Annotated in this window: 3 protein-coding genes and 1 pseudogene; 3 read left to right on the top strand and 1 reads right to left on the bottom strand. The window is 69.8% G+C overall.

The genetic code is table 11. The annotated features are described in order from the left end of the window. Positions 1-402, top strand: a pseudogene (locus M6444_RS08260) (hydroxymethylglutaryl-CoA lyase); the annotation flags it as partial. Positions 403-404: 2 nt separating this feature from the next. On the opposite strand, the gene M6444_RS08255 reads toward M6444_RS08260, so the two are convergent. After that, the gene (locus M6444_RS08255; RefSeq protein WP_298325420.1) at positions 405-932 is read right to left on the bottom strand and encodes a GtrA family protein; all 528 of its coding nucleotides are present in this window, start codon (positions 930-932) and stop codon (positions 405-407) included. 137 nt (positions 933-1,069) lie between these two features. Between M6444_RS08255 and M6444_RS08250 the strand changes: the two genes are divergently transcribed. Together M6444_RS08250 and M6444_RS08245 are read left to right on the top strand one after the other, a co-directional pair. Further along, positions 1,070-2,227 carry a 5-(carboxyamino)imidazole ribonucleotide synthase gene (locus tag M6444_RS08250; protein WP_298325417.1) on the top strand — a complete coding sequence of 386 codons (1,158 nt, stop codon included), beginning with the start codon at positions 1,070-1,072 and terminating at the stop codon, positions 2,225-2,227. Further along, on the top strand, positions 2,220-2,523 hold a 304-nt coding region (locus M6444_RS08245; RefSeq protein WP_298325414.1), incomplete at its 3' end, for an AIR carboxylase family protein. The genes M6444_RS08250 and M6444_RS08245, both read left to right, overlap by 8 nt.

The raw sequence follows: 2,523 nt of genomic DNA, 5'->3' as shown, positions 1-2,523 counted from the left end.
GATTCGCTGGCCTACGGGGACACGACCGGGATGGCCACGCCGAGCCGGGTCACGCATCTGGTCGGTGCGACCCGGTCGGCCTTTCCGCAGCTGCCGTTGGGCCTGCACTTCCACAACACGCGCGGCACCGGGCTGGCCAACGTCTATGCGGCCCTGCAGCTCGGGGTGGATGATTTCGACGCCTCGGTCGGCGGGCTCGGCGGCTGCCCCTACGCGCCGGGAGCCTCGGGCAACATCGCCACCGAGGAAGTGGTCCACATGCTCGAGGACATGGGCGTGCGGACCGGCGTGGATCTCGACGCGTTGATCGAGGTCGCGGCGTTGGCCGAGCGACTCGTGGGGCGTCAGCTGCCGTCGCAGGTGCTACGCGCCGGGCCGCGTACGCGCACGACGCCGGTGTGAGGCTACACCGACTCTGAAGCGGGTCGGCGCGACTCGTGCGACGGGAAGACCCAGGTGCGGTAGGACCAGAACCGGAACAGTGTGCCGAGCCCGAGGCCCACGACGTTCGCGGCGATGTTGTCCGCCAGCGGTCCCGACAGCCCGAGGACGTAGCGCGAGAACCCGAGGCAGGCCAGGGCGATACCCAAGCCGATGCCGTTGAGCAGGAAGAACAGCGAGTACTCCCGAGCCAGGCCGGTGCGGGCCCGGTGCCGGAACGTCCACAGCCGGTTGCCGGCGAACGTGACGACCGTCGCCGCGGTCATCGAGAGGGTCTTGGCCCACAGCGGTGAGTCGTGCAGCGGGCCGGCGCCGTCGTCGCCGCTGAACAACAGCGCGTTGAAGATGAGCAGATCGATGACGAAACCGATGCCGCCGACCGTGGCGAACTTCGTCATCTCGCGGACCAGATGGTGGAGTCCGTACCAAACACGCGACGCCGCACCCAGCACTCGCGGGGTGCGGCGCGGCGGCGGCGCGGTATCAAGCACGCGGCCAACACTAAGGCACGATGCGCCTTTCGTCCCAGTGTCAACGACTTCTACGCCTGTGACCTGCGACGGCGCGCGGAGCGATATCGGTCGGTTCGTGTCGGGCGGTGCCGACCGGTCGCGTACGCTCGTGCGTCGTGGGAGACGAAGCGACGTGGCCCGTGGTCGGCATGGTGGGGGGCGGGCAACTGGCCCGGATGAGCCAGCCGCCGGCGGTGGCGCTGGGGGTACGCCTGTCCGTGCTGGCGGCCTCGCCTGAAGCCGCGGCCGCTCAGGTGATCAATTCGCCGGTGGTCGCTGACGAGAAGGCGATGGCCGACCTGCGCGCGTTCGCCGAGTCCTGTGACGTGCTCACCTTCGATCATGAGCACGTCCCGTCGCAGCACTTGCAGGAACTCGAAGCGCTGGGGGTCCCGGTCCGGCCCGGCTCGGCCGCGCTCGTTCACGCACAGGACAAGCTCGTCATGCGCGAACGGCTCACCGCCCTCGGGGTGCCGTGCCCGCGCTACCGCGTGGTCACCGGTCCCGACGAGGTACGGGCCTCGCTGCGCGACCTCGGTGACAGCGTCGTGCTCAAGACCAGCCGGGGCGGCTACGACGGCAAAGGCGTCTGGCTCATCGACGGCGGCACGAGCGCCGAGGTGATCGCCGAGCCGTTCCGCGCCGGGGTGCCGGTGCTGGTCGAAGAGCGGGTGAACTTCACCCGTGAGCTGGCCGCGGTGGTGGCTCGCTCGCCGTCCGGGCAGGCCGTGGCCTATCCGGTCGTCGAGTCGGTGCAGCGCGACGGCATCTGCGTCGAGGTCGTCGCGCCGGCGCCCGGTCTCGACCCGGACTTGGCCGCTGAGGCCCAGCGCACCGCGTTGTCCGTGGCTGCCGAGCTCGACGTCGTGGGGGTGCTGGCCGTCGAGTTGTTCCAGACCGCCGACGACCGGCTGTTGGTCAACGAGCTGGCGATGCGCCCACACAACTCCGCGCACTGGACCATCGACGGCGCCGTGACCAGTCAATTCGAGAACCACCTGCGGGCGGTGCTGGACTTGCCGCTCGGCTCGCCGATGGCTCGCGCGCCGTACACCGTGATGGTCAACGTGCTCGGTGGTGATCTGCCCGACGTCTACCCGGCCTACCGGCATGTCCTGGCTCGCGATCCTGGGTTGAAGGTGCACTGGTACGGCAAGGCGGTGACGCCGGGGCGCAAGGTCGGCCATGTGACGGTGTATGGCGACGACCTCGACGATTTGCGTGAGCGCGCGTGGCACGCGGCGGACTACATCCGAGGAGACATCGATGAATGACGAGCCGGCCCACGGTGACAACGAACCGCGATCAGCGCCCGGGGTAGGTGAGTTGGTCACTGCTCGCGGCGACGGCGCACCGCTGGTCGGCATCGTCATGGGCTCGGATTCCGACTGGCCGGTCATGTCCGCGGTGGGCGATGCGCTGGACGAGTTGGGCGTCGCCTACGAGGTCGGCGTCGTCTCCGCGCACCGGATGCCGCAGGCGATGATCGACTACGGGTCGGCGGCCGATCGGCGTGGGCTGCGGGTGTTGGTCGCCGGTGCCGGTGGCGCCGCTCACTTGCCGGGGATGC

Origin of the sequence: Haloactinopolyspora sp. (genome assembly GCF_027324685.1) — a bacterium.
In the GTDB taxonomy this organism is placed as follows: Bacteria; Actinomycetota; Actinomycetes; order Jiangellales; family Jiangellaceae; genus Haloactinopolyspora.
Note: the sequence above shows the minus strand (reverse complement) of the source record. Positions and strands in the feature narration are given on the sequence as shown.